Here is a 26,436-nt window from a genome sequence, read left to right as displayed (position 1 = left end):
ATCATTAATGCTTAATGAGTTTCTTCTTTTGGTAAATGGAGTTCATGGACGTTTTCACCTTCGAAGGTTTCAGCATAATCTTTAGGCGGAGGGGTCCACCCTCGCTCTGAACGGGACAGTTTATCGTGGCGATCTTTACGCATCTCTTCCGCCATTTTTTCTTCTAACTGAATAAAAAGAAGACGGTAGTTGTTATCAAAACGCTTGCCTTCTGAGTCGTCTTCCCATGCTTTGTAAAGTATTTCTGATTTACGTTCCTCAACTCGTTTGTAAGTCGCTTTTTGCTGTTCAACAAAGAATGGATGAATGCCAAGCACTTTCATTGTGTGTCCGCCCATCTCAAGTGCAGAGTGGTAGGTTTCAGACTCGATGACGTCCGCGCCGGCTTGTCGTAACAGGTAACCATGACCTCGGTCGAAGGCACGGGCGAGAACTTTGACTTTGGGATAAGTATGTTTGACGTATTTGACTAACTCCACGCTCGCCTCTCGGTTGTCGATAGCGACAACAAATGCGGTAGCCTCTTCAATGCCAGCGGTATGCAGCATGTCTGGTCGCGTTGCGTCACCAAAGTATGCCCGAGTGCCAATCTGGCGTAAGTTATCGACTTGGTCAGCCTGGTAGTCCAAAACAACGGTGCTTACGCCGTTGGAGACTAAAAGACGATTAACGATCTGTCCAAAACGCCCGATACCCGCGATGATTACGGTGCCTTTTTCTTCAATAGTGTCACTTTCACGTATATTTGATTGGTTCTCAAAACGCGGCAAAATGACCTTGTCGAACATTATAAATAGCCCCGGGGTGAGGAACATGGAGATAGCGACAACCAGAGAAAGTGTTTGGGATAGCTCATACGGAATGACGTGGTTTTGTACTGAGAAACTGAGTAATACAAAACCGAACTCACCTGCTTGAGCCAGGCTTAGCGTGAACAACCAGCGGTTACTGCCTTGAACGCGAAAGACCAGAGCGAGGATAAATAGCACAAGTGCTTTTAACGCCATCACACCAAGGGTAAGAATCAGAATCAGCCAGAACTCATCAAATAAAACAGAAAAGTTTATTCCTGCACCAACAGTGATAAAGAATAAGCCCAATAACAATCCTTTAAATGGTTCAATGTTAGATTCTAACTCGTGGCGGAATTCACTGTTGGCTAATACAACCCCGGCCAGAAAGGTCCCAAGGGCAGGAGAAAGTCCCACTAAGCTCATCAATGCAGCGATACCGATCACTAACATCAGGGCGGTAGCGGTAAAAATTTCGCGCAGACCTGAGCTGGCAACATAGCTCAACAGAGGATGACTCAGATAATGTCCGCCCACAACAACAAGAGCGATGGAAGCAGTGATCACCAGCCCGTAGGCCCATCCTGGTAAATTGGCAACAAGACTCAGATCTTCGTGATGCTGCGCGGCAGTTTGCGCGGCTTGTTGCGCTTGTTCCACTAATTCTGGCAATGCGAGAAGCGGAATGAAAGCCAACATTGGTATAACGGCGATATCTTGAAAAAGAAGCACAGAAAAGGCGTTTTTACCGCCCTCACTTCGTGTTAGTCCTTTCTCGCTAAAGGTTTGGAGTACGATTGCTGTTGATGACAGGGCAAAAATCAAACCTATCGCCAGTGCTATTGTCCATGGCTGAGCGAAGTACAATGCAATGCCCATTATCGCAGTAGCGGTACCGACGACCTGAAGACCACCTAACCCCATTAACCGGTTACGCATTGCCCAAAGCATTTTAGGCTCCAGCTCCAAGCCGACCAGAAATAGCATCATGACTACGCCAAATTCAGCAAAGTGCTGGATGGTCGTTGTTTCCTCTCCAACCAAACCGATAATTGGACCGATGACTACGCCGGCAATGAGATATCCCAGTACTGAGCCAAGGCCAAACCGCTTGGCTAAAGGCACGGCAATCACTGCCGCAAAAAGATATACAAAGGCCTGCAAAAATATTCCTGTCATGACGCTTCCTTAATGATGTCTGGCAGAGAGCTGTTTAATTTAATCAGTGAAGCGGCAGCATCGATGTCTAATCTATCCTCCACCAGTGCGGTTAACAGCTTTCTATAACGCTCAACATGTCGAGGTATGCGCCCTTGTTCTTCAGCGGTACGTGCTCCGAACATTGCAAGCGGGGCAATGTAGTTCATGCCTGTCAGAGCGGACATTTGCTCAATGGGTGCGAGAAGTTCACGAATAGTAAAGTGGTTATAACCTTCTGCTTTATAGGCTTCTTCTTTACCGCCAGCCGAAAGTACGCAAAGCATGGTTTTACCTTGTAATTCAGTGCCATCAGTGCCGTAAGCAAATCCATATTCCAGAACCAGATCTTGCCACTCTTTCAGAATGGAGGGTGTTGAGTACCAGTAGAGTGGAAATTGAAATATCACCACATCGTGGTCACGCAAGCGCTGTTGTTCTCGATCGATATTGATATCGAAGCGAGGGTATTCGCCGTAAAGATCAACGCAGGTCACGCCTTTTATTTTTTGAGCTTCTTTGAATAACGGCACATTCACTTCTGACCTATGTTGAGAAGGATGAGCAAAGAGAATCAATACTTTTTTATTTATCATGGGAGTCCTTGCTAGCTGCTTATCCGTAACAGGGATAAGAACCTGTTTAGTATAGGAAACAGGAACCTTGATTACAGGTACAAAATTTAACTCATAAAGTGAAACCTAGCTAGTTTAGGAGCTTAGCCAAGTGAGGTTAAAGCCTGAACAGAAACTGAAAGTCGTATTAAGGTTTATCTCAATAGGATTGTTGACGCCAAACTAAAAAAGCCAGTAGTGACTACCTACTGGCTTTCGTTTATGACTGGAGCATATCAGTGCTTGATTATTTTTAATCTAGTCGTGAATTGGTACAACCAGAATGTCCACCGGGGACTTATTGATCAAGTGTCTTGAGTAGGAGATAAGTTTACTCCACAAGTCCTGATGGTGACCACAGATCAGCAGATCGACCTCTTGCTCTTTTATGGTTTTTTCTAACTTGTCAGCCAAGTCACCAGTGCCTACAAAGAAATGTTTTAGTGGGTAATCCATGTAGTCACTGAATGTTTTTAAACACTCCATAGAGTGCTCATTCAGTGGTCTTTGATCTGGGTTTTCTTTTATATCAACGAGCTCACGATAGATCTCACCATGTGTACCATCTACATGAATGAATGAAATGTCGGAGTCGAGGTAGTTTGCCATTTCTACAGCTCTGTCGATCAGCACAGTGCTCTCATCAGAAAGTTCTAGTGCGACAAGGATATGTTTGTATTTCATAACCACGCCCTTAAGTGGATTATATTCACACTAAGCATAGTATGGGTTGTGAAAAATTTGTGTCGATAAGATCTCGAAATCGTTCAAAGGATTAAATAAACATCAATAAAAGTAACAAGTTGCTGCATTTATAATCTTATTGAGTGTTTAGTAGATTAATTGCAAGTTTCGCTTCTTTAGCCGTTGGATATTTGGAAGGACTTTCACGCTGGTTAAAACTAGCTAAAGACTAAGAACAAGGTCATCGTAAATTTTGTCGAACGGCGAGGAAAATTATGCTCTAACCATGTTCCTATTTTGCTAACCGTCAAAACAGACTGGTGAGGGCTCATCTCCTGTTTCTCTCTCAATTATGTTTGCAATTAGTGCGTTGCGGTATCAGGTTCCATATTACGTAAGTCACTACATGATGACGTAAATATATCAAACTGGCTTGGTTTGAGTTTCTTGGATAACAAGTGCCACGGGTTTAATGCAATGACATTTATTATGAATAACAATACATGTTTGGATGCTGCAGACAAACGTGTATTTCTATCCTAGTAATACCAATTTGAGTGATAAAAAACGCAGCAATAAAGCTGCGTTTTTTATGGTTGTTAGAAGGCATAGAAATTAATGGATTGCGCTCTTATCTTCCATAGACTTTTGGTATTCGTGTTTCAAGATATACATGCGTTTAACGTCTCGATAACCACCGTTAATAAAGTACTCTTCTACTAAATGGCCTTCTTCGATAAATCCACTTTTTTTGTATAAGTGAATTGCCACCTGGTTTTCTACTGCCACCAACAAGTAAATTTTACGCAGATTTAGAATAGAGAATGAATAGTCTAACGCTCGGTGAATCATATCTGTCGCGTAACCGAGACCTTGGTGCTCTGGAGCAATAATGATCTGAAATTCTGCACTACGGTGAATGTAGTTGATTTCGATGAGTTCGACTAACCCTATTACAATCCCATCTTCATCTTCGACTACAAAGCGTCGTTCCGCATCATCGTGAATGTGCTTGCGGTAAAGCTCCTCGAGTTCATCATAAGACTCGTAAGGCTCTTCAAACCAGTAGGCCATGATATTACGGTTGTTGTTCAGCTCGTGGATAAAACGCAAATCGGAGCGTTCCAACGCGCGCATTTTAAGGCCTTTCTTCATGATATGTCTCCATTGACAGTAACGACTATAACGCTACTTAAGTTAGAAAATCTTAACTTATCTCGGGGAAATTACACGCTTATTTTTTTAAATATTGGTTACCGGTATCAATCTGTCAAAATATGAAGAATACGCTTTAACGTATTGTAAACCTTAATGTAAAACGTAATCCTAACGATAAAAAAGTCGATTAGGAAAGTACACAAATTTCATCTTAAATACTCTGTACGACATAGCGTCTAATGCATATAAAAAGGTATTTAATATGTTTTCAATCGGTGATGTAGTAGTAGCGAGTAAGGGTATCGACCTGGGCAAAATGGTTGTAACAGGTCTGAGCGGTGGCGGTTTTTACACTCACGTAAAAGCTGGCGAAAAAACGCTGACATACCCTTCTAAAGATCTTAAGAAAGCATAAATGAATCTGCTTACTTTTCTAGACACTAAGGTGCTAGTAAATGTAGGGGTAAAGGTAGCGTTTTAGGTCGCTACCTTTTTTTATTCGTTGAGGCGTATCGGCTATTCTCAGATATGCTTTGATGTTCGCTTTGATTTACCTCAACTCTATTTCTTCCCGTTTCTTTTGCTTTATATAGCGCTAAGTCTGCTCGTTTAATTAGGGGCTCGAGTGCGTTATCCATTCCGCATACTTGGGTCACGTCAATACTAGCGGTAATAGTTATATCAAGACCTGAGTGGTTAATGACGGTGCTTTCTAAGGCATTGCGAATCGTCTCTAATGTCTCTAGCGCTTCTTCGGATGAATGCCTTCTGAGTACGATAGCAAACTCTTCTCCCCCAACTCGGGCGAGCAAGTCGTAATCGCGTATGTGCTCTTTTATGGTGTTTGCTGCATGAATCAGAGACTTATCTCCCGCATCATGACCGAACTTGTCATTTAATTGCTTAAAGTGGTCTAAATCTAAAATCGCAACGTGGAACTTTATCCCTTGGGTGCGATATTCAGAAAGACGACACTCAATTTCACGAATGAACTCTCTTCGGTTTGGTATACCAGTTAAGTCATCGGTTTTCGCGAGATGCTCCATCTGCATGATCTGAACATGCAAAGCGATGTTTAGTGCAATCCAGTTTGCAATACATTGCAATTGAGACGCTTGTTCTTTGGTGTAAAAGTGAGTCTTTTGATGGGCAACATTCAATGTTCCTAAACAAGACTTGCCATGCATCAAAGGCGCGTCCATACAAGTACCCATGCCATTCGAAGACAGCATGACACAATCTACATCGTCAGATTGGCTAACGTCGTCACATATGATTAACTGCTTATTTCTGAATACGCGCCCAACAACTGACTGATTAATTGGCACAAGAAAATCAGTAGGAATCGCTTTGTTTCCAGAAAAAGAGTAGACCTTTAGATAGTCGATATTTTCATACAAAGTGATACTGGCCCGGTCTGATTCGAAGATGCGACTAATCCATTCGGCTACAGTATCGAGCACTTGTTGTAACGTCTCTGACTGAGCCAAAAAGTGAACAAAGCCTACGGGCAAACAGATTGGACTATCCATGCTCTGTGTAGATAGGTCACTTGGGGAAAAAGTTCGTTCAAATATCAATAGCCATCTCCTCAGGCATTTACTTCATTTAAACAATAAGTAACGCAAAGAGATTTTCAAGAGAAAATACGTCAGTTGAATAAAGTGTGATTAAATTATTGCCAGTTTTGCGTCTTTATGGTTTAAAACTGAGCACTGGATCACTTCACCTAGCGGTAGAAATTCAAAAGTTAGAGGAACTCATTAGAGGTGCTGGTTTTCTGTAAATAGTGGGATGGGGATAGAAGATAAGTAATGTGGGATAGTCTGACGCAATAAAAAGCCCTTCTTTAACTAGAAAGAGGCAATACTGGAAGGGCTATGAGGTTTCATCATTAGCTATTTCTGTAGTCGTATAGGATCAATTGGCTAATTTGTGCGATGAGTTGCTCTCTTGCTTGCAGAGACAATTCGGTTTCGGTGATGTAAATACTGATGTAAACCGGTTTATGACTCTCTTTCCAAATCACGGCGTTTAAGCCAAGAGATCCATCACCACCCGGACCAGAGCGATCCGCAATCGACCAACCTGACGGTAAAACGGAGCGCATTAGTGAATCCGACACTTTGTTGTCTTGCATCCAAATTTTTAACTGAACACGTGATTGGTAGGAAAGCACATCACCGTCTATCAACGTTTCTAGAGTGTTTACCATGGCGTTAGGTGTTGTGGTGTCCAACTTGTCATTTGTTGTGGCTTCTTTAAATCTCGGATCAGTTCTGTCTAGTCTCGTCGCTTTATCCCCGATGCTGCGAAGAAAGAGAGTTACCGATCTCGGTCCTCCTATTTGCTCCAATACTAGATTCGCAGCGGTATTATCATTCATCAACATTGCAGCCTCACAAGCATGTTCTGTTCGAACACTTTGTCCAGCCAGTTTGTCCATGATTGGGGACCACACCACAATATTGCTTTTTTCGATAGCTACTGTGGCGTTCTTACTAAGCGCGCCGTTATCCATTTCACTTAGCATAGTTGCGCAGGTTAAAGTCTTAAAAGTACCCACCAGAGGAAAGCGCTCGTCACCACGATAGGCCCAGTGTTTATCAGTCTGAGTATCCCAGACGGAGACTCCGATGCGTCCGACGATTTGCTGCTCCAGAAGAGAAATGTCTTCATGTAATTTGGATGCATGACTTAAGGGTGAGCAGACCATTAGGGACATCAAAAAAAATAACTTTTTCATTGAGTGATCATCTTTGTTTTTTCATTCTGGATCGCACTATGGCGAAATCAACCGAAACTATAACGATGGAGTGCTTGATAGACTGTTAAATCCCTGTCTATTTTCTGTAGGATTCCTTACAAATAATGAGTTTACTCAACTTTACTGTTGTTGACGTTGCTTTACGGATGTCGCACTAAAATAAAATGGTTGTCAGTGGCGGAGTAATAAAAATGAAAACGGTACGGAATACTATTTGGGGTATTGTTGCTGCTCTATCTGTTTTGTGGTTCATGAGCGAGCCAGAATTGCTGTCATCGACCCAGTTCTTTTACTGGCGCTCAGCGCTGATTCAATATTCAGGTGTTATATCACTTGCTTTAATGTCTATCTCCATGGTTTTAGCGCTGCGCTTACCTGTTATAGAGCAATGGGTGAATGGGATGGACAAAGCTTATCGAGTACATAAGTGGTTAGGTATATCGGGCGTTAGCTTAGGCATAGTGCATTGGCTACTGTTTCAAGTGCCAAAATGGCTCGTAGAGTCAGGTGTATTAGAGAAACCAGTAAAACATAGTGGGGCAGGACCCGCTGGGCACAACTTATCTATGTGGGAAGTTTGGATAACGGATTTACGAGATTTTGGTCTAAGTATCGGTGAATGGGGCTTCTACCTATTGCTCATATTGTTTGTCATCTCGCTTTGGTCGGTTGTGAAATATAAACCTTTCAAAGTTTCCCATCGATTAATGTCGGCAATCTATCTGATGATTGCTGTTCACTCGATATTACTCATAAAACGATCATACTGGGGTGACCCTGTTTACTATGCATCGATACTGTTTGCGTTGATTGGTTCTGCAGCGGCTATTTACAGTTTATTAGGTCGGGTCGGGAGTGCGAACCGACACAGTATGAAAGTTAAATCGACTCGTTTTTTCCCACAAGCTCGAGTTACTGAGCTTGTATTGACACCGAGTGACACATGGAAAGGGCACATTGCTGGGCAATTTGCTTATGTTCGTTTTGGCAATGAAGATCCGCACCCGTTTACCATCGCGTCGGCAAATGGTGAGCCAGAGTTACGCTTTTTGATTAAAGAACTGGGGGATTTTACGACTGGTTTATGTGAAAGAGTAAAAGTCGGTGATGAAGTGGCGTTAGAAGGTCCATATGGACGTATGGCATTTGATGTCAATAAGCCTCAGATATGGATCGCCGGTGGCGTAGGCATTGCGGTTTTCTTTGCAATACTTGCTTCATTGAAAGAGCGAAAATCGCATCAGCCAGTGTATTTATTCTATTGCTCGCGTGGATTAGACAGCTACTTAGTCGACGAACTTTGGCGTTCTGCTCATCAAGCACAGGTTGAACTGAGTGTTATTGATACTCAGGTTTCCCCAAGGCTAAATGCAGAACACATAGCGAACAAGTGTGGTGATTTATCTGACTATGAGTTGTATTTCTGTGGGCCTGAAGCGTTTTCTGAAACACTGAAACGGCAGTTAGATAAATTTCGATTCGATACAGAGCATCATTATCATGAAGAGCTGTTTGTGATGAGGTAATCATCCCAATCTTGTGAGTAAAAGGAGCGGAAATCCGCTCCTTTTCATGTTATCAAGGTAATAACTTTACTTTTTTCACCATTCCTGCTTCGGCGTGGCCTGGAATGTTACAAGCAAACTCAACGTCACTGTCACCGTGGAAATGCCACAGAATCTGCTTCGCTTTACCTGGTTCAACTGTAATGGCGTTATCTGAGTCATGCATATGATTACCAGACATATTCTTCATCATTTCACGATGTGCTAGCTGTTCTTTGGCTGAGCCGATTGTGAACTCATGGTTTATTTTCCCTGTATTCATCACCACAAACTGGACGACATCATTTGGCTCGATCTTTACCTCTTTTTTGAAGGTGATTTTCATGTCATCACTCAAAATAACGTGCACGACTTTGTCTGGTTTCGCGCCATTTGCTGGCATACCTACCGCTGATGTTGCTGTCATGCCGCCCATGTTGGAGTGATCCATTTTTGTTTGGTCCATCTGCATAGAGCTATGATCCATATTGCTATGATCCATATTGCTATGATCCATAGTGTCGTGGTTCATCGTTGAGCTATCCATCTGCGCAAATACGCTACTCGTGACCATTGTTAGAGCAAGTGTGATTAATGTCTTTTTCATGTTGATTTCCTTTACTATCAATAAGGTTGTGCGCTAATGCTATTTCCACATTAGCGCTTGCGGTTTATTTCTCTAGGCCTTGGTTTGGTTTGATTTCACGCTGCTTCCACAGCTTGAAGATGGCTGGTAGCACCAGCAGAGTCAGTAATAGGGCTGAGGCCATACCACCAATCATTGGTGCCGCAATGCGTTGCATTACTTGGGAACCCGTTCCTTCGCCGTACATAATTGGAATCAGACCAATAATGACAGTGAGTACGGTCATCATCACCGGACGTACGCGCAGCCCAGCCCCTTCGCGAATGGCATTTGTCAGATCGTTAAGTTGCAGTGGTTGACGTTTTTCTTCGGCGTCCAGTTTTTTGTGGTGCCAGGCTTGGTTGAGATAAACCAGCATAATGACCCCAATCTCCACCGCTACGCCCGCGAGAGCGATAAATCCAACCCCCACGGCGATGGAGAAATTGTAATGGAGGCTGTACATCAACCACAATCCACCCACCATCGCTAATGGCAGAGTCAGCATGATGATCAATACCTCTCCGACGCGACGGAAGCTGAAGTAGAGCAACATCATTATGATCACCAAAGTAATCGGCACCACCACACTGAGTCGGTCTTTCGCTCGCTCCATGTACTCATACTGACCAGACCAAGCCAGTGAGTAACCCGGAGGCAAGACAAGCTGATTTGTCACTTCTTGTTTCGCTTCAGCAACATATGAGCCGAGATCGCGACCGTCAATATCCACAAATACCCAGCCATTCGGACGCGCATTTTCGGTTTTGATCATCGGTGGGCCATCTTCGTAACGGATATCTGCTACGTCAGCGAGTGCAATACGCGCGCCATTAGGTGTAACTAGCGGTAAGTTCTGTAGCTTCACCACCGAATCACGGTAGTCTTGTGGATAACGGACGTTAATTGGGTAACGCTCCAGACCTTCAATAGTCTCTCCGACATTCATTCCGCCTACCGCAGTGGAAATAACCTGCTGAACATCTTTGATATTAAGTCCATAACGCGCAGCCGCACGGCGTTTAATATCAATCGTTACGTAGCGTCCGCCGGCGACACGTTCCGCATACACTGAAGCGGTGCCAGACACGTTGTTCAGAATTGGCTCCAGTTGTGCGCCAATTTTTTCGATTTCCTTCAGATCAGGACCAGCAATTTTTATCCCGATAGGGGTTTTTATACCGGTTGCCAGCATGTCGATACGAGTCTTAATTGGCATAACCCAAGCGTTCGTCAATCCAGGGAACTGAATCAGATCGTCAAATTCTTTGCGTAAAGATTCTGTTGTAACGCCCTCACGCCATTCATCACGAGGTTTGAATTGAATAACCGTTTCAATCATCGTTAATGGTGCAGGGTCGGTTGCGGTATCCGCACGACCAATTTTGCCCCACACGGTTTTGACTTCCGGAACGGTTTTAATCAGCTTGTTGGTTTGCTGGACCAGCTCACGCGCTTTACCGATAGAAATACCTGGATACGTGGTAGGCATGTACATTAAATCACCTTCATCCAGTGGTGGAATAAATTCGCTACCAAGCTTACTGGTCGGGTAATAAGCTGACGCCAACAAACCTAATGCTAGCACGATCATTGCTTTCGGATACTTTAAGCTCAGGTTTAGCAGAGGACGATAGAGTGCCACAAGGCTGCGGTTAACCGGGTTTTTATGTTCAGGAAGCACCTTACCGCGAATAAAGTAACCCATTAATACAGGCACAAGCGTAATAGCCAAGGCCGCAGCAGATGCCATCGCGTAAGTTTTGGTGAAGGCTAGCGGTGAGAACATTTTGCCTTCTTGTCCCTCCAGTGCGAACACCGGAACAAAACTTAGCGTGATGATAAGCAATGAGAAGAAAAGGGGAGCGCCCACTTCTTCTGCCGCTTTGCCAATCACCTGCCAGCGGTTTTTGTCCGTAAGTGGTGTTCGTTCTATGTGTTTATGAACGTTTTCGATCATCACAATCGCCCCGTCCACCATAGCCCCGATTGCAATCGCTATGCCGCCAAGCGACATGATGTTGGCGTTAATGCCTTGCGAGTGCATAACAATGAATGCCGCCAAAATGCCTACCGGTAAGCTCAGTGCGATTACCAACGACGAACGAATGTGGAACAAAAACAAGGCACATACAATCGCTACCACGATGAACTCTTCTGCCAGTTTCTTCCATAGGTTATCTACTGCCGCATCGATCAGAGTTGAACGGTCATAGGTTGGGACAATTTCCACGCCGTCAGGCAAACTTTGTTGCAAGGCATTCAACTTGTCTTTGACTTTGCTGATAACCTTGCTCGCGTTCTCACCATAGCGCATCACAATGACACCGCCGACCGCTTCACCTTCACCGTTAAGCTCAGATATGCCGCGACGCATTTGTGGGCCGATATTGATGTCTGCGATGTCTCCCAGTAGCAACGGTGTACCTTTATCGGTCACTTTAAGTGGTAGTGACTCAATGTCCTCGATACTCGCTAAGTAACCAGTAGTTCGAACCATGTGTTCCGCTTCGGCAACTTCTACAACGGACGCGCCCGTTTCCTGGTTGCCGTTTTGGATCGCCATGTTTACTTGTTGCAACGTGAGGTTGTAGGCGCGCAGTTTCGCTGGGTCGATTTGGACCTGGTACTGTTTGACCATCCCGCCAACCGTAGCTACCTCAGAAACGCCATCGACAGTTTGAAGCTCATATTTTAAGAACCAGTCCTGATAACTGCGAAGTTCTGCAAGGTCGTGTTGGCCGGTTTTATCTTGCAACACGTAGCTGTATACCCAGCCCACACCTGTTGCATCTGGGCCCAATGTCGGTTTTGCATTTGGCGGTAACTTAGGCGCGACTTGGCTTAAGTATTCCAATACTCGCGATCGTGCCCAGTACATGTCGGTATCATCATTGAAAATGATGTAAACGTACGAGTCACCAAAGAATGAATAGCCACGTACCGTTTCTGCGCCCGGAACAGCCAGCATCGCTGTGGTTAGGGGGTAAGTGACTTGGTCCTCAACCACTTGTGGTGCCTGACCAGGATAGCTGGTTTTAATGATGACCTGCACGTCAGAAAGGTCAGGAATCGCATCAACAGGGGTGTTTTTTACGCTATATAACCCAGATAAGACGATGACTAAGGTTGCGATCAATACCATGAATCGGTTATTGATTGACCAGCGTATAATTGCTCCAATCATAGTTAACCCTCAACCGCTTCTAGTTTTTTCAACACGTAGTCAGAGCCTTGTTTTTCAATTAGAAACCGGACTTTTTGGCCCTCTTTGAAGCCAGACAGGTTAACTTCATCACCGACGGTGAAGTTCATTTCACCCGCATCCCAGTTCCACTCCGCAACCGGCATGTGATTTAACGTGATCATGCCAAAATCGGCCATGAGCATGCTGATGTCACCAGTTAGCCACACGTCAGTTGCAACAACGCTGCCATCCGCTTTGTAATCAACAATTTCATACTGGCCTGAATCCGCTTTTTGAATTTCGAATTCGATTATTTGGCCTTTTTGCAGATCACCCATTTCAACACCGTTCGCGAAGGTGAAGTTCATCACCATTCCTGGCCAATCCCATTCTGGTACGGGCTGGTGGTTTATTGTCAGCATGCGATGGTCTTTCATCACGTCAGTAATTTCGCCTTTGGTCCAAGCCGTTGCGGCGGTTGATTCTTGTGGTGCGGAGATACGAGAAAGATCGGCGGTCTGACTTGATTCTGAGTCCAGCATGAAGTGCGCAGAAGTCACTATACGATCGTCTTGAGTCAGGCCTTCTAATACCTCGGTTCTGTCGTCGGCTTCACGACCGACTTTGATTCGGGTAGAGCGGTATTTTCCGTCGCCTTCTGCTAGCACTACGCGGGTCATACCGCCAGAACGGATAACGGATGATTTAGGGATGGTCAGCACTGTATCGTCACTCACAGGCTGCAAGGCGATGTTGGCAAACATGTTTGGCTTAAGCTCGCCATTCGGGTTTGGGAACTTGAGACGTACACGCAGAGTGCGGGTTTTTGGATCAAGAATTGGATACACGTAATCCACGCTACCTTGCCACGTTTTTCCCGGGATCGCGTCTAATGTCATGGTTGCATTGCTGCCGGCTTTCATCCAATGAGCCTGACGCTCAAAAACTTCCGCATCTACCCACACATTCTCCAGAGGACCAGCACTTATCACTGCTTGGGCTGGCGATAAATAGCCGCCTTCTCGCACATTTAAGCTCGCGATGATTCCGTCTTCTGGTGCTTTAATAGCGATAGTTTGGGAGGCTTTACCACGTTGAGTTATCGCATTGATTTGTGAGCGGTCCACGCCGAGCGTTACTAAACGCTCTGTCGCTCCTTTAACTAAACCGCTGCGACCAGTCCGGTAGGCGTTTAGCAGCTCTTCTTGAGCTTTAACCAGTTCAGGAGAGTAGAGCGTGAATAGTACGTCGCCTTTATTGACTTTTTCCCCTACAGCGTTGATGTAGAGTTTTTCTACCCAACCAGAAACACGAACGTTCGTTTGCCATAACTTACTCTCATCGAAGGCAATGTAACCGACGGTTTCAATTCTCGGGGATAGTTTTTCTAACGTCACTTGGGCGGTTTTAACCCCGAGGTTGTTTTCTACTGAAGGGTCAATTTTGACCGTACCGGGCTTGTCTTGCTCGCCAGCGAGGTCTTCAGCATACACAGGGATCAAATCCATCCCCATTGGCGATTTCCCCGGTTTGTCGCGTTTGTAGTTCGGATCCATTGGTGCGACCCAGTAAAGCGGTTCGTTTGAGCTATTTGAAGCGTTATCCTCAGCCGCCATGAGTACATGATTGGCACCAGAATTTAAATGGCTGATGCCAAAACCTAAAACACTGCCTACCAGTAAAGCGATGGTTGCGATTTTGATAGAATTCGAATTCATTTCTACTTCCTTAATTCCGGTGCTGATACTTGATATTCAAAACCACCCAGCAATGCCGCTAAGTTGCTGTTTACAACATTTAAATCAGTAATTAAGCGCTGCTGTTCAAGCTGCAACGCAAGTTCGTCAGTACTTGCTATGATCACGTCGTTAAACTGTGCCGTATTGTTCTGATAGCCACGTTCTACTGCGCGAATACGGGCTTTTACCTGTGGAAGTAGGGTGGATTGATAACGCTCTAAACGCTGAGTTAAATTGGCTCGGTCGACTAAAAGTGTGTTCACTTTGGCATTCATTTGAGTCAATAACGTATCTTTTTGCGAACGGGCTGCCCCAACCTGATATTGAGCGGCAGCGAGGTTTCTGTCTTGGCGATTGCCAGTGAACAGTGGAATATCCATTGTTAAATAAGCGCTAAGCAAATCTGAGGCGGGATCACCTCTCATGTCGTTTGACTGACGGTAGGCATAAGCAACTTCTACCCCAAACTGTGGCGTATAAGCTTGTTCGGCAATTTCAACTTGAGTTTGATTGGTTGAAATACTGACATCGGCCATTTTTACCACTGGATGCTGGCTCAGTAGCTGGTAGTGTTTAGTTGTATCTGAGTCAGAAGGAAGCTTCTGATTCAATAAATCCCATTGCAATTGGTTGCTGGCTTGCAGCGATGGGTTGCCTTGTTGCGAGTAGTTAATAAGCCAGTCTGAACCTAGCCATTCAGATAGCTGGGAGATTAAACGTCGCTGCATTTGCGCATTAGCCTGCAATTTCTCATCCAGCTTACTGACTTGTAGCTGTGCATTGAGCAGATCCTGAGCTTCGCTTTTGCCAATCGAGTAATTGGTTTGAATGAAGCTTTCCATCTCCTTCATCAAACGGCGATTTTCCAACATGATCTGTTCAGCTTGTTGTTGGTAACCAAGTTCAAGCCATAGTTGCGTTATGCTGTTCGCTACATCCAGCTCTCGCGCATGTACTTTCAGAGATAAACCATCAGCTTGTTGATTGGCTTTCTTTTGCTGAAGATCGAGGGTGGAGCCTCGTTCAAATTGTTGCGCTAGACCAACGGAGATATTGGTCATCGGGTCTTCGTCGAACTTAAAACTGTCGACAGGCAAACCACTAAATCCGACTTTTAATTTCGGGTCCATCAGCGTTGCACTTGCCACGCCGTTTTCGCGCATGGCTTCAGATTGAGCAAAGAACTGTTTCCGGTTCCCATCGTTGTTTAATGCAACACTGATGAGTGTCGTCAGTTCTTGGGTCGACTGAGCTAAAGATGCCTCATTTGTCTTTGAATTTGAGGGCATGTGTGCCATGACACTGAAAGTCGGCAGGGCAACCAGTGTTATTGAACACATTGCTTTCACAAAGCTATTTGGGTTGAGTTCCATCGTTTTCATCCAAATTGTCACCAAACTCGCTCGTCAACGCATATAGCTGTACGTGTCGATACGGGAGTGGTAGTGGCCGGAGGTTCGGACAACGTTATAACGTCAGTTCGTTACGATTGAAGCTAACAACGATCGTAAGGGTCGAGTAGGTGAGTAGACCAACCGTCAGGCGCAATTAAACAACCTGCTAGAGTTAAGCAGGGTCGAATGCTTTAAATGGATTAAACGATGGGAGGGCGATACAGATCGTGACTGCCTTGTAAAATAGGCTCAACAGTCTCAAGACTTATGGTGGCAAGATAAGCCAGTTGGTAGGGTTGGTTTTCGGGTACGGGCAGTGAAACAAAAACAAATGAACAAGCGCTGGTACAGCAGTTGTGAACCATGCCCTCGCCGTCAGAGCAGCCATTTGTCATCTCTAGAGAAGTGGTGTGCTCAGTTGCAGACATATCCATGTCCATACTATGGGTACCACAATGTTCATTTGCGTTTACTACTGTCTCAGCAGATAACATGTTGTTATTTTGCATCTGCATCTGCATCATTTTTAGGTCCATTAGTGGTGCACTGTTTACCACGCTAGATACCAGCAGTATCAGCGTTGTAAATAATGTTAGCCACAATGTATGCAATGGTTTCAGACGCATACTCTTCCCAGAAAAATGATTGTATGAATTCAAATAACCTCTAAATAATAAAGGTTACCCTAAGGGTAAAGTCAATAGTTAATATTTGATGATAAATATGTATTTAGTGAGTAATCAGTCACAAGAACATATTGTCTTAAGATTTATCCTTGTTAAATGTATGGTTTATTGTGCTTACTTCGGGGAGCTCATGATTGAAATTGTCATCGATGGAAAGTATCGAATCGTAGAGAAAGGACTTACTCTTCTTGAAGCAGCAAAAGTGTGTGGGGTAGAAATCCCGTCACTTTGCGGAATGAACAAAAGTAATGAAAAAGTTTCATGTGACTTGTGTGTCGTTGAGGTAGAAAGCGGCGGTACAAAGCGCGCTTGTGAACTGGAAGTGTACCATGGCTTAAATGTGGTCACGCAATCAGAACAACTGACTGAGCACCGAAGAAAAGCGTTGAACCGAATTATGACGGATCATTACGCGGACTGTGAAGCCCCCTGCAAAACGGCGTGTCCTGCCGGCGTTGATATTCAATCTTACCTTTATCATATTTCGCAAAATGATCATCAAAAAGCGATTGAGGTGATCAAACGTACGCTGCCAATGCCTTTATCTATTGGACGTGTGTGCCCGGCCTTCTGTGAAACTGAATGTCGTCGTTCTTTAGTGGACGAGCCGATCGCCATTCGCCAATTGAAGCGCCATGCTGCTGATGCGGATTTGGCCTCTTACGAAGCTTATGTGCCAGATAAGAAACCTTCCAAAAATCTGAAAATTGCTATAGTAGGCAGCGGGCCGGGCGGTTTAACTGCGGGTTACTACCTGTCTAATGAAGGTTATGATGTTACCGTTTTTGAGTCGATGCCTAAAGCTGGTGGGTGGCTTCGTTACGGGATCCCGGAATATCGTTTGCCGAAGGATATTTTGGATAAAGAAATCGAACTGATGTGCCGTAACGGAATGCAAGTGGAGACCAATAAGAAGCTTGGCGATGATTTCACCCTTTCTCAGTTGAGTGAAGATTATGACGCCGTTTGTCTGGCAGTAGGAGCGTCTAAAGCGGTTGAAATGGCCTATCCGGGAAGCGATTTAGACGGTTGCTATCTGGGCGTTGACTACCTGAAGGATTACGTTACCGACCAGCACTACGTAACAGGCAAAAAAGTCGCGGTGATTGGTGGTGGTAACACGGCGATTGACTGCGCGCGTACTGCTCGTCGTGCGGGTGCGGACACCACGTTAATTTATCGTCGAACCCGAGACGAGATGCCAGCAGAAGACTATGAAATCGTTGAAGCTGAACATGAAGGTGTTAAGTTCCACTTCCTGACAAATCCTGCTGAAAATATTACCGATGAACACGGGCGTGTTAGTGCGATTCGTTTAGAACGAATGGCGCTCGGTGCACCTGATTCTTCAGGTCGTCGTAGTCCTAAACCTACGGGTGAGTTTTTCACTGAAGCGTTCGATACCGTGATTGCCGCGGTCTCACAGAAACCCGATTTGAGCTTTTTAGAAAACGATAAATTGTCGATTCCTTTGACTCGTTGGGACACTTCAGAATCCGATGATAAAACCATGCATACTGGCACGGGCAATATCTTCAGCATTGGTGATTTCCGTCGTGGCCCTGCAACAGCGGTAGAGGCAGTGGGTGACGGGCGCGTGGCAGCAAAAGCGATCGACCTATTCCTGAATGGCGACATGGTGGATATGCCGGAGCCTGCTTTTAACTCGCGCAAAGAGCCGAAGTTAGCGTATGTGGATCCTATCCATTTCGAAAATATTCAAAAAATCGCTCGTACGATCATGCCCGAATTGACACCGGTACAGCGTGAGCAGAGTTTTGATGAAGTCGAACTCGGCTTCAACAATGAAGAAGCGATGAAAGAAGCCGCACGTTGCCTTGAATGTGGTTGTCAGGCTAATACTGATTGTGCTTTGCGCGATTACTCAACGGAATATCAAGCCGAGCAGAAATTTGATAGCGCCTCAAAAGTGCGCACAACACACGTGGTTGACCATCAGGATTGGCTCGATTTACGAGCAAAAGATCTTCGTCATAAGTACCAAGTCGATCGCAGTTCGGAGTTTATTGAATTCGATGCTAATCGCTGCATTAGCTGTGGTCAGTGTATTCAAGCTTGTCGTGAGCAAGCGGTTCATGGCGTGTTGAGCTTTGTATCGAATAAAAATGGCCGACCAGCGTTAAGACCTGATGACCGTCCACGTTTTCGTCCTGATGATAAAGGGGACAAACAGAGTGGATTAACGCTCATGGGAGACTCGAAGTGCGTGCAATGTGGCGCGTGCGTTCAAGCGTGCCCAACTGGTGCGATGGTGGATAGTAGGGATCGTTCTCAAGGTCGGACCGAACATCTAAAAGCCGTTGATACAATCTGCACCTACTGTGGTGTTGGTTGTAAGCTGACCATGTTTGTTGATGAAGCAGAGAATAAAATTCGTTATGTCAAAGGGGCAGATTCTCCCGTTAACCAAGGCATGCTGTGTGTAAAAGGACGCTTTGGTTTTGACTTCATTAGCAGTGAAGAGCGGTTAACCACTCCGCTTATTCGTAAGGATGGATGGCTACAACCATCAAGCTGGAATGAAGCCATTCAACTGGTGGCAGCGAAGCTTTCATCCATCAAACAAGATTTTGGTAGTAATGCGCTGGCTGGTTTTTCTTCGGCAAAAACCACTAATGAAGACAATTACGCGTTTCAGAAATTCATTCGCCGCGAACTAGGCACCAATAATGTCGACCATTGCGCACGATTGTGTCATGCATCCAGTGTCACAGGTTTAGAAGCGTCATTAGGCAGCGGGGCGATGACCAATGATATCCCGAGTATTAAATACTCAGATGTGATTTTTATTATTGGTTCTGACACCACGTCTGCACACCCGATTATCGCTTCTCACATCAAACAGGCTATTCGTCATCACGGTGCGCGTTTGATTGTGGCTGACCCGAAACGTGTCGATATGGTTGAACATGCCGAGCTGTACTTAGCGCACCGTCCGGGCACTGATGTCATGCTTCTTAATGGCGTGATGCAGCAGATCATCAAAAATGGCTGGTATGATCAAGAATATATTGAAGAGCGTGTCGATGGCTTTGATACCTTGCTGCAAGAGGTGATGTCGCCTGCGTACAACTTGGACAAAGTAGAACTGGTAACAGGCGTAAAAGCAGACGATATCTTCGCTATGGCTCGAATGATTGGGACGGCGAATCGTACCGCCGTGTATTACTCCATGGGTATCACGCAGCATACGACTGGTCATGACAACGTCCGTTCGGTTGCAAACCTGCAGCTTCTGTGCGGTAACATTGGCATTGAAGGGGGCGGTATCAACCCATTGCGGGGCCAATCAAACGTGCAAGGGTCGTGCGACATGGGAGCGTTGCCGAACTGTTATCCGGGCTACCAAAAAGTATATAACCCGATGGTTCGTCAGAAATTTGCGATTGAGTGGAATGCACCAGACTTACCTGCCGAGCCGGGGTTAACCCTAACTGAAATTATTGACGCGGCGTGCAAACGTGAAGTTCGTGGCATGTATATCATGGGTGAGAACCCAGTATTGAGTGATCCGAATCAGGCTCATGTGATTGAAGGCTTGGAAGCGTTGGACTTTTTGGTGGTGCAGGATATCTTCCTCACAGAGACGGCTCAGTACGCTGATGTGGTTCTTCCTTCTTGCTCGTTTGCAGAGAAGTCAGGTCATTTCACCAACACCGAACGTCGGGTGCAACGTGTGAATGCAGTTGTCTCTGCGCCAGGAGAGGCAAAAGAAGATTGGTGGATCATTCAGGAAATCGCCAATGCGATGGGTAGCGACTGGAACTACCGCTGTGTATCAGAAATCACTAATGAGATTGCTCGCGTAACCCCGCAGTATGCCGGATTGCGCTGGGATATCATTACGCCTGATGGTGTACAGTGGCCAAGCAATAAAAATAACCCGAACGGAACGCGTATTATGCACCAGACCCAATTTACCCGCGGTAAAGGGCAAATGGTGGGCATCCCGTTCCGTTACGCTGCTGAGTTGCCAGATGAAGAATACCCTTTGGTACTGACGACTGGTCGTGTGTTGGAGCAGTTCCACACGGGCACGATGACAAGAAAAACCAAAGGGCTGGATAATCTCGCGGGGCCAAGAGCGATGATCAGCGTGGAAGATGCGGATGCATTAGGGATCAGTAATGGTCAACGCCTGAAAATATCGACGCGCCGTGGTTGTATTGAGATCGATGCCTTTGTTACCAAAAGGATGCAAAAAGGGGTGGTGTTTATCCCATTCCATTTTGTTGAATCGCCAGTGAACCGGTTGACAACGACGGCAACGGATCCTCATGCGAAAATTCCTGAGTTCAAGGTCGCAGCGGTGAAAGTTGAAGTGCTTGAAACTGTTTGTGAAACAAAAAAATCAACGGAGCGTATTCATTCTGTTTAAACCAAAGCCGTCGATCTGCTTTGGTATTCGATAATCTTGATTAAAAAGGGCGGAGAATCTCTTTTAGATTCCCGTCCTCTTGTTATTCTCCCGCCGATTTCTCGCACGAGGCGCAGTTTTGCTCGAACTTGCGTCAGTGATAGCTCTCTTACTCATTCACGCTGAGATTGTCAGAGATTTGACTGTTTCTGACGATACTCTGTTATTCAGGTAAGTTCTTTAACCTAAACTTTGCTGAGTACCTATACTCAAGTTACAGCACTGAGTTTTTATAACAACAAGAGGCACTTGCATGACAAGAACAACCTCATTAGCCGTCGTTTTTTTATTGATGTGCGCATATTTTGGATACAACCGCTATTATGTTTACCCGAGGAAATTGGAATCGCAAGCAGAGTCAATGTTGATGAAAATGGCGGACCGTGAAGAGTGGATAGACACTTTCGAGGTTCTGCACAGAGTTGAATCTCACAATGGCTACCTAGAACTCGCTGCCCGTATTAAATCTTCTGACGGTAAGAGAGCTTACAGTGAGGGTTTTATCACTTACAGCGATAAACAAGGGATGATGTGTAAAGAAGTGGTCTTTAGTTTCAAAATTAACTCATTAAACAACTACCTTATTTCCGACATAAGAGACTGCTCTATGGGTGAGTATTATTAGGTTATGCCTTTCGTTCTGGAACAAGCACTTTGAGGTTAGTTAGCTCTAGAGCTAGCCTGCTAATCAAGAGATTTCTTAAATCTTAGTGAAGCAACCAGCAGCCCAAATATCGTAAATCCGATTAGCCATAACGTATCTCGCCACAAGTCGACTAAGTCAGCGCCGCGCAGCACAATGCCACGAATCATTCGCATAAAGTGGGTTGCGGGTAATGCTTCTGATATCCATTGTGCAGCCACAGGCATTCCCTCGTAAGGAAACATAAATCCAGATAACAGAATCGATGGTAGCAGAATAAAGACGGTCATCTGCATTGCCTGAAGTTGTGTTGTCGCGATGGTAGAAATAACTAATCCTAAAGTTAAACTGGCGGCAATAAACAGCAACGTACCAAACAGCATTTGGCTAATGGCTCCGTTAATCGGCACGCCAAAAATCCAGTGCCCTAAGCCCAAAATAATAAACACTTGGATCAATCCTACGAAAATATACGGGACGATTTTCGCAATCATCAATTCAATGGAGTGGATTGGCGTTGTAATAAGAAGCTCCAAATTGCCGCGCTCTCGCTCACGAACAATGGCTGCACTGGTAAATAAGATCATCGTCATGGTGAGAATGACCCCCAATAGTCCCGGAACAATATTCACCGCTGAGCGCCGACTTGGGTTGTAGTAAAGCGCGACTTCGAACGTTTTGGTCACTTCTGGTCTTATTTCGAAGTCAAAATCGGTCAAAGGCATGGTTTGCAAAGATAATATGGCTGAGCTGATCATGGTGTCAGAGCCGTCTACAATCCACTGGCCTAATTCACGCCCTTGCATCATCCGTTGTGTGAGATCACTCGGTAAAATCAGAACAGCACGTACAAGTCCATCCTGAATCGCTTGTTCTGCTTCCTGAGCGGTTGCATACGTTTCTTTTATATCAACGACTTGAGTAACTTTGACTGATTGCGTAATGATACGTCCAGCGGTACTGCCACTTTGATCAACGACACCGACAGGAATATTGCGAATGTCAGTATTGATCGCAAACCCGAACAGCAATAGCTGAATGAGCGGGATCATCACCACCATCCCAAATGTAATTCGATCACGGGAAAGCTGGCGAATTTCCTTAATCATCACGGCTTTCATTCGGGCAATTGGTTTGATCATTGGCGGCCTTTTCCTGTCACACTGACAAACACATCTTCCAGGCTTGGGCGAGCATGATTCATTTCGGCATTTTGTAACTCTGGAAACGTCTGCTTCAGCCAATCTATTGGGTGCTCAATATGCTGGTGGATGAGGATTCTTAAACGTATACCTAACTGTGCGGCAGAGCGAACTTCTTTTCGCTGAATGAGTTTTTCTTTTAACTCTCTCAGCTTGTCTGCTTTGACTTCGATAATGTTCACGCCCATGTTTTCCATTAGCTGTTCGGGCTCGCCATCGGCGCGGATTTCACCTGATTCCATGATTGCGAGACGATGACAGCGTTCTGCTTCATCCATGTAATGCGTGGTGACTAAGATAGTTGTACCTTTATCGCACAGATCGAAAAGTTGCTCCCAAAACTCACGGCGGTTTTCAGGATCGACGGCAGACGTTGGCTCATCAAGAAACAGAAGTTCAGGCTCATGCATTGTTGCGGCAGCGAGAGATAGGCGTTGTTTTTGACCTCCGCTCATTCCGCTGACACGCTGCTTACGCAGTTGATCCAAACCGTAGGTTTTTAACTGTTCTTCAATTCGCGTATGGAGACGTTTGCTATCCAAGCCGAATATTTGCCCGATGAATTCGAGGTTTTCTTGCACCGAGAGATCGTCATACAAGGAAAACTTTTGTGTCATGTAGCCAATCTTAAGCCGAAGCATTTCTGATTGTCTGGGAATTTCTAATCCAAGTACGTCGACACTGCCTTCTGTGGGGCTAAGTAAGCCAGTTAGCACACGGATCGTAGTGGATTTACCGCAGCCGTTGGGTCCTAAAAAGCCATAAATTGAGCCTTTAGGGACATTTAATGTGATGTTGTTGATCGCGGTAAAGTCACCAAATTTCTTGACCACATTCTGCGCCTGAATCGCGTACTCTGTCATCGGGTTACTCCACCAAATCTACTTGGGCAGGGACGCCAGAGGGCAGTGATTTTGCTGAGTCAGGTAAATCAACTTCGGCCAGATACATCAGACGAGAACGTTCTTCTTCCGTAAGTGCGAAATAAGGGGTAAAAGATGGCTCGCTGGCTACCCAACGGATGGTTCCCTGCAAAGGAGCATCTAAACCATCGACGTTAACGGTGACTGATTTTCCCGGCACAAAATTGATACGGTAATCTGCCGGGACGTAAACACGTGCATATGGGACGCGGCTTGCCTGTATCACCGCAACCACGCCGTTAACAGGTACGCGCTCTCCCAGATTGTAGGGCAAGTTATCCAAGGTGCCTTCACGAGTGGCCGTAATGGTTAGCTCGGCCAGCTTTTGCTCTTGCAGTGCTACATCTGCCTTTGCTGCCATCAGTTCGGCTTTAGCTTGCTCGATATCTTCTGGTCGAGAGCCCGCAGTAAGTTTGCTGAACTCTTCTTTTGCGGAATCTAACTCAGCTCTGGCGGAGTCTCTCGATGCGAGCGCTGAGTCTTTCTCCGATTGGCTAATAAGCTTCTTACGGACTAGCTCGGCTTTACGCTGGTAGTTTTTCTGAGCTTCTGTCAGTTGAGCTTCGGCTCTTGCTACGACTGCTGAGGCTGCGGCGATGTCTTCTGGTCTTTCCCCGTTAGTCAACTTTAATAAGTACGCTTCGGCTTTGGCTTGTTCCGCGACAGCATGAGCAAGTATCGCTTGTTGATTTTTGGTGTCGAGCTGAACGAGAATTTCTCCTTCACTGACTTGGCTGCCTTCTTTGACGGGTAGGGCACGAATAATCTCGTTTGATGTTGCAGTGAAGGTGACGCGGTCACGCTCCAGGGTGCCGAGTGCTTGATGGGTGTTGTCTTTTGAGCATGCCGTCAGAAGGGCGATAATTAACGTGCCAAATATAATTCGCTTCATAATGCGGTGCGTCCTCGAAAGATGGTTGGCCAGAAAACCTGGGTATGCTGACGGTCAATTAGGGAGATCAATGTATAAGTTCATCACATGTAATCGCATGATTCCCTGAATGACAAAACTTTACTACATCTTAGCACGTAATTTCCAAACTATTCTTTTTAAATATAGATACTTAGCTACTTAACACTGCGGCGGCTTAGTCAAGTGAAAGAATCGAGAGCACGATCGAAATTTTGTACTTCTGAATGGAGTGAGTCGAGGACGCTGCCACAATCAAACGGGATCAGTGAGATGGCTGATATTTACGGTCTGTCTAAGTAGAAGGTTTCAGTTCAGAAAGCCCAACTTGCGGTTGGGCTCAGACTGCTGACAAAGGACTAGCCATCAGGCTAGTCCTTTGATCTAATAGGAGTATCGAAATCTGGATACCTCGACATGCTTCAAGAACCTTCTCCACAACAATACGAACTTGAAATGGTGACGATGGAACAACTTGTTCCCAAAGACCACCTTGTGCGTAAAATTGACTCTGCTATCGATTTTGAATTCATTCGTGATGAAGTCGCCCACCTCTATTGCAAAGACAATGGCCGACCACCTGTAGACCCTGTCCGCCTATTCAAAATTATCCTACTGGGGTACATCTTCGGCGTAAAAAGCGAGCGTCAGCTTGTCAAAGAAATCGAAGTGAATGTCGCATATCGTTGGTTCCTCCGCATGTCCCTCACTGAAAAGGTCATCCATGCCTCGACACTCAGTCAAAACCGTATCCGTCGCTTCAATGGTACGGATGTCTTCGAACGTATCTTTATTAACATCGTTCAACAAGCGATGGCTAAAGGCTTAGTCGCTGGACAAGAGCTCTTTACTGACAGCACTCACCTCAAAGCGAACGCGAACAAAAACAAGCACACCAATAAACAAACGGCAGTCCGAGCGAGTGCATATTTAGATATGCTGGATGAAGACGTTGCACTAGACCGAGCAAAAGAGGGAAAGAAGCCACTTAAAGAACGAACTTCTGAGCAGAAAGCTAATAACACGAAGAGCAGTACGACTGACCCAGAAAGTGGCTTCATGACCCGAGACAATAAGCCGCAAGGGTTCTTCTATCTCGACCATCGCACGGTTGATGGTCAGCATGGCATCATCGTTGATACCCATGCGACCGCGGGGAATGTCAATGACTCCCAGCCTTATATCTGCCGTCTCGACCACACGCTTGAACAGTTTAACCTCAATCCTATCGCCGTTGGTCTTGATGCCGGTTACTTCACGGCCCCTGTTGCTGAATCCCTTGAGCGCCGAGGGATACTTGGCGTGTTCGGCTATCGCCGACCATCACGCACAAAGAATGCCTTCAAGAAGAAACACTTTATCTATAACAAAGAAAAAGACAGCTATCGTTGCCCCAACGGACAGGACCTTATCTACAAGACGACGTCACGCGGCGCTTACCGAGAGTATCACTCAGACCCTAAAGAATGTGCGTTCTGCCCAATGCGTGATGACTGTACTCAAAGTAAAAACATGAAGAAGGTCATCACGAGGCATATCTATACGGAGGCCATGGATAGAGCCAACCAGATGCGGCTCTCTGCTTATGGAAAGAAAACCTACAGGCGGAGAAGTGAAACGGTAGAAAGAAGCTTCGCCGATGCAAAACAACATCACGGTCATCGATACGCTCGCTTTCGAGGGTTAGCCAAGGTGCAGATGCAGTGCTGGTTGGCGGCGGCTGCTCAAAACATCAAGAAGATAGCGTTGGTGGTGAGCACTCTGCGTAAACTCGGCCTAAATCGAGGTGAAATAGCGCAAATCCTCACTTATATACGCCAATTTAAGAACACTAACGCTCTAGAGTTTATCTAACAAAAAATATCGCGATCGCGGCCTGCGGCCGCAAAAAAAACAGAACCCCACCTTAAAAGTGGGGTTCGTCATCAATCTGA

The 26,436-nt window shown here is 45.5% G+C and carries 19 protein-coding genes; 5 read left to right on the top strand and 14 right to left on the bottom strand.

Translation table 11 applies throughout. The features are described 5' to 3' along the window. Positions 1 to 11 precede the first annotated feature (11 nt). The 4 genes from WJM94_RS07115 to speG form a co-directional block, all read right to left on the bottom strand. Positions 12 to 1,970 (bottom strand): monovalent cation:proton antiporter-2 (CPA2) family protein, encoded by a 1,959-nt coding sequence (locus tag WJM94_RS07115; RefSeq protein WP_444493551.1) that lies wholly within the window; start codon positions 1,968 to 1,970, stop codon positions 12 to 14. After that, complete coding sequence (locus WJM94_RS07110; RefSeq protein WP_444493550.1) at positions 1,967 to 2,584, bottom strand: NAD(P)H-dependent oxidoreductase; 618 nt, start codon at positions 2,582 to 2,584, stop codon at positions 1,967 to 1,969. The genes WJM94_RS07115 and WJM94_RS07110 overlap by 4 nt, the downstream gene beginning before the upstream one ends. Before the next feature lie 276 nt (positions 2,585 to 2,860). Next, positions 2,861 to 3,286: a universal stress protein gene (locus WJM94_RS07105; protein WP_444493549.1), complete on the bottom strand. Its 426-nt coding sequence runs from the start codon at positions 3,284 to 3,286 to the stop codon at positions 2,861 to 2,863. A 615-nt stretch (positions 3,287 to 3,901) separates the two neighbouring features. Continuing rightward, entirely contained in the window at positions 3,902 to 4,441 is a 540-nt protein-coding gene (speG, locus tag WJM94_RS07100) for a spermidine N1-acetyltransferase (RefSeq protein WP_444493548.1), read from the bottom strand. 265 nt (positions 4,442 to 4,706) lie between these two features. Here speG and WJM94_RS07095 point away from each other — a divergent pair, with 265 nt between their 5' ends. Further along, positions 4,707 to 4,859 (top strand): hypothetical protein, encoded by a 153-nt coding sequence (locus tag WJM94_RS07095; RefSeq protein ID WP_444493547.1) that lies wholly within the window; start codon positions 4,707 to 4,709, stop codon positions 4,857 to 4,859. Positions 4,860 to 4,929: 70 nt separating this feature from the next. On the opposite strand, the gene WJM94_RS07090 is transcribed toward WJM94_RS07095, so the two are convergent. Together WJM94_RS07090 and blaCARB are read right to left on the bottom strand one after the other, a co-directional pair. Then, entirely contained in the window at positions 4,930 to 6,024 is a 1,095-nt protein-coding gene (locus WJM94_RS07090) for a sensor domain-containing diguanylate cyclase (protein ID WP_444493546.1), read from the bottom strand. A gap of 314 nt (positions 6,025 to 6,338) precedes the next feature. After that, on the bottom strand, positions 6,339 to 7,190 hold the full coding sequence (gene blaCARB, locus WJM94_RS07085) for a CARB/PSE/RTG family carbenicillin-hydrolyzing class A beta-lactamase (protein WP_444493545.1): 852 nt from the start codon (positions 7,188 to 7,190) through the stop codon (positions 6,339 to 6,341). A 212-nt stretch (positions 7,191 to 7,402) separates the two neighbouring features. Here blaCARB and WJM94_RS07080 point away from each other — a divergent pair, with 212 nt between their 5' ends. After that, on the top strand, positions 7,403 to 8,737 hold the full coding sequence (locus tag WJM94_RS07080; protein ID WP_444493544.1) for a ferredoxin reductase family protein: 1,335 nt from the start codon (positions 7,403 to 7,405) through the stop codon (positions 8,735 to 8,737). Between the two features lie 52 nt (positions 8,738 to 8,789). Here WJM94_RS07080 and copI read toward each other — a convergent pair whose 3' ends face one another. From copI to WJM94_RS07055, 5 genes are all read right to left on the bottom strand, one after another. Beyond that, the gene (gene copI, locus WJM94_RS07075; protein ID WP_444493543.1) at positions 8,790 to 9,362 is read right to left on the bottom strand and encodes a copper-resistant cuproprotein CopI; all 573 of its coding nucleotides are present in this window, start codon (positions 9,360 to 9,362) and stop codon (positions 8,790 to 8,792) included. Positions 9,363 to 9,426: 64 nt separating this feature from the next. Then, the gene (locus WJM94_RS07070) at positions 9,427 to 12,567 is read right to left on the bottom strand and encodes an efflux RND transporter permease subunit (protein WP_444493542.1); all 3,141 of its coding nucleotides are present in this window, start codon (positions 12,565 to 12,567) and stop codon (positions 9,427 to 9,429) included. 2 nt (positions 12,568 to 12,569) lie between these two features. After that, positions 12,570 to 14,285 (bottom strand): efflux RND transporter periplasmic adaptor subunit, encoded by a 1,716-nt coding sequence (locus tag WJM94_RS07065; RefSeq protein ID WP_444493541.1) that lies wholly within the window; start codon positions 14,283 to 14,285, stop codon positions 12,570 to 12,572. A gap of 2 nt (positions 14,286 to 14,287) precedes the next feature. Next, complete coding sequence (locus WJM94_RS07060) at positions 14,288 to 15,595, bottom strand: TolC family protein (RefSeq protein WP_444493907.1); 1,308 nt, start codon at positions 15,593 to 15,595, stop codon at positions 14,288 to 14,290. A 305-nt stretch (positions 15,596 to 15,900) separates the two neighbouring features. After that, complete coding sequence (locus WJM94_RS07055) at positions 15,901 to 16,326, bottom strand: hypothetical protein (protein ID WP_444493540.1); 426 nt, start codon at positions 16,324 to 16,326, stop codon at positions 15,901 to 15,903. Between the two features lie 190 nt (positions 16,327 to 16,516). Between WJM94_RS07055 and fdhF the strand changes: the two genes are divergently transcribed. Beyond that, positions 16,517 to 20,785: a formate dehydrogenase subunit alpha gene (gene fdhF, locus WJM94_RS07050; protein WP_444493539.1), complete on the top strand. Its 4,269-nt coding sequence runs from the start codon at positions 16,517 to 16,519 to the stop codon at positions 20,783 to 20,785. 292 nt (positions 20,786 to 21,077) lie between these two features. Then, complete coding sequence (locus WJM94_RS07045; protein WP_444493538.1) at positions 21,078 to 21,449, top strand: hypothetical protein; 372 nt, start codon at positions 21,078 to 21,080, stop codon at positions 21,447 to 21,449. Positions 21,450 to 21,508: 59 nt separating this feature from the next. Here the strand turns inward: WJM94_RS07045 and WJM94_RS07040 are convergent, their stop codons facing one another. Genes WJM94_RS07040 through WJM94_RS07030 form a run of 3 tightly spaced genes read right to left on the bottom strand, consistent with a single transcriptional unit; the run spans position 21,509 to position 24,484 of the window. Further along, complete coding sequence (locus WJM94_RS07040; RefSeq protein ID WP_444493537.1) at positions 21,509 to 22,609, bottom strand: ABC transporter permease; 1,101 nt, start codon at positions 22,607 to 22,609, stop codon at positions 21,509 to 21,511. Then, positions 22,606 to 23,532 (bottom strand): ABC transporter ATP-binding protein, encoded by a 927-nt coding sequence (locus WJM94_RS07035; RefSeq protein ID WP_444493536.1) that lies wholly within the window; start codon positions 23,530 to 23,532, stop codon positions 22,606 to 22,608. The genes WJM94_RS07040 and WJM94_RS07035 overlap by 4 nt, the downstream gene beginning before the upstream one ends. Positions 23,533 to 23,536: 4 nt before the next feature. Continuing rightward, positions 23,537 to 24,484 (bottom strand): HlyD family secretion protein, encoded by a 948-nt coding sequence (locus tag WJM94_RS07030; RefSeq protein WP_444493535.1) that lies wholly within the window; start codon positions 24,482 to 24,484, stop codon positions 23,537 to 23,539. A gap of 435 nt (positions 24,485 to 24,919) precedes the next feature. Between WJM94_RS07030 and WJM94_RS07025 the strand changes: the two genes are divergently transcribed. Beyond that, positions 24,920 to 26,356, top strand: coding sequence for an IS1182 family transposase (locus WJM94_RS07025; protein WP_444493534.1), 1,437 nt, complete (start codon positions 24,920 to 24,922; stop codon positions 26,354 to 26,356). The last annotated feature ends 80 nt before the right edge of the window (positions 26,357 to 26,436 follow it).

Source organism: Vibrio sp. YIC-376 (assembly GCF_052353105.1).
GTDB lineage: Bacteria > Pseudomonadota > Gammaproteobacteria > Enterobacterales > Vibrionaceae > Vibrio.
The sequence above is the reverse complement of the archived record's forward strand: the minus strand, read 5'-3'. Positions and strand labels throughout refer to the sequence as shown.

Bases quoted from the DNA above. Each gene is read 5' to 3' on its own strand.
- WJM94_RS07070 (WP_444493542.1), bottom strand. From the start codon at position 12,567: ATGATTGGAGCAATTATACGCTGGTCAATCAATAACCGATTCATGGTA.
- WJM94_RS07115 (WP_444493551.1), bottom strand. From the start codon at position 1,970: ATGACAGGAATATTTTTGCAGGCCTTTGTATATCTTTTTGCGGCAGTG.
- WJM94_RS07030 (WP_444493535.1), bottom strand. From the start codon at position 24,484: ATGAAGCGAATTATATTTGGCACGTTAATTATCGCCCTTCTGACGGCA.
- WJM94_RS07055 (WP_444493540.1), bottom strand. From the start codon at position 16,326: ATGCGTCTGAAACCATTGCATACATTGTGGCTAACATTATTTACAACG.
- WJM94_RS07080 (WP_444493544.1), top strand. From the start codon at position 7,403: ATGAAAACGGTACGGAATACTATTTGGGGTATTGTTGCTGCTCTATCT.
- WJM94_RS07095 (WP_444493547.1), top strand. From the start codon at position 4,707: ATGTTTTCAATCGGTGATGTAGTAGTAGCGAGTAAGGGTATCGACCTG.
- fdhF (WP_444493539.1), top strand. From the start codon at position 16,517: ATGATTGAAATTGTCATCGATGGAAAGTATCGAATCGTAGAGAAAGGA.
- WJM94_RS07060 (WP_444493907.1), bottom strand. From the start codon at position 15,595: ATGCCCTCAAATTCAAAGACAAATGAGGCATCTTTAGCTCAGTCGACC.
- speG (WP_444493548.1), bottom strand. From the start codon at position 4,441: ATGAAGAAAGGCCTTAAAATGCGCGCGTTGGAACGCTCCGATTTGCGT.
- WJM94_RS07040 (WP_444493537.1), bottom strand. From the start codon at position 22,609: ATGATCAAACCAATTGCCCGAATGAAAGCCGTGATGATTAAGGAAATT.
- copI (WP_444493543.1), bottom strand. From the start codon at position 9,362: ATGAAAAAGACATTAATCACACTTGCTCTAACAATGGTCACGAGTAGC.
- WJM94_RS07065 (WP_444493541.1), bottom strand. From the start codon at position 14,285: ATGAATTCGAATTCTATCAAAATCGCAACCATCGCTTTACTGGTAGGC.
- WJM94_RS07025 (WP_444493534.1), top strand. From the start codon at position 24,920: ATGCTTCAAGAACCTTCTCCACAACAATACGAACTTGAAATGGTGACG.
- WJM94_RS07105 (WP_444493549.1), bottom strand. From the start codon at position 3,286: ATGAAATACAAACATATCCTTGTCGCACTAGAACTTTCTGATGAGAGC.
- WJM94_RS07110 (WP_444493550.1), bottom strand. From the start codon at position 2,584: ATGATAAATAAAAAAGTATTGATTCTCTTTGCTCATCCTTCTCAACAT.
- WJM94_RS07045 (WP_444493538.1), top strand. From the start codon at position 21,078: ATGACAAGAACAACCTCATTAGCCGTCGTTTTTTTATTGATGTGCGCA.
- blaCARB (WP_444493545.1), bottom strand. From the start codon at position 7,190: ATGAAAAAGTTATTTTTTTTGATGTCCCTAATGGTCTGCTCACCCTTA.
- WJM94_RS07035 (WP_444493536.1), bottom strand. From the start codon at position 23,532: ATGACAGAGTACGCGATTCAGGCGCAGAATGTGGTCAAGAAATTTGGT.